The sequence below is a fragment of the Piscibacillus sp. B03 genome, from assembly GCF_052246295.1.
Lineage (GTDB): Bacteria > Bacillota > Bacilli > Bacillales > Alkalibacillaceae > Piscibacillus.
In genome coordinates this window covers 1-818 of the sequence record NZ_JBQQCO010000100.1, presented here as the reverse complement: position 1 = coordinate 818, position 818 = coordinate 1, and the positions used below count along the sequence as shown (strand labels likewise).

1 protein-coding gene is annotated in these 818 nt (G+C 34.1%); it reads left to right on the top strand.

Annotated features, from left to right (window positions below; all coding sequences use genetic code 11):
* Nucleotides 1-450, top strand: a 450-nt coding sequence (locus ACTWQB_RS17385; RefSeq protein WP_443140404.1) for a hypothetical protein, incomplete at its 5' end; no start/stop codon positions are given.
* Between the last annotated feature and the right edge of the window lie 368 nt (nucleotides 451-818).

Here is an 818-nt window from a genome sequence, read left to right as displayed (position 1 = left end):
CTTTATGGTTGTTCATCAACAACAGATACTAACCCGCAAAAATTACAAAAAATAAATTTAGAAGAATTAAAAGATAGTATCGAAATAGGGATATCTAAAGATGAAATTACCGAATTATTAAGTGGGCCACATAAAGTTATTGAGGAAAATTCACTTGATGACATGCCTGATAATTCTGAGATGTGGATATATGACTTTACAAAAGATGATTATGAATACAGTCGTGAAGACCCTGAGGCTCCAGACTTGAAAGGTCTACATAGTGGAAGTATGCGTATTCAACTATTATTACAGTGGACATCAGGTTTATTTAGCCAAGAGTTATCCCGATATATTATATATTATGAAGAAAACGATTCTATTTATAGAATTTTAAAGATAAAAGGCGAACAGGAAAATCTTTCAATATATGATAAAGAAGAAGATAAATTCAAAGAAATTAATAAATGACAAACAAACATTAACAAATAGAACTGCCACTTTAGAAATTAGAAACATACCATTAAGAGAAAAGACAATGGATAGTATGTATTATTAATTTTCGTGAAACACGCTTGTTAGCTGCACTTGATAAAGCACCAGACAATGAACCATTGTAGCCAACCGCAACTAGCAAAGCTTATAGTCCGTCCTATTTATCGCAGTTGCTAAGTAATGCCGTTAGACGCATTAATTTGAAGTGATACAAAAAATAGGTGATGGTTCAGACGGCCAAGATAAAGACGAGCAATCCGCCACCATAACCCCGCACACATTCCGTCATGCGTTTGCGATTTTGAGTTACGATCAAGGCGTGGATGTGTATACTATTCAACGGT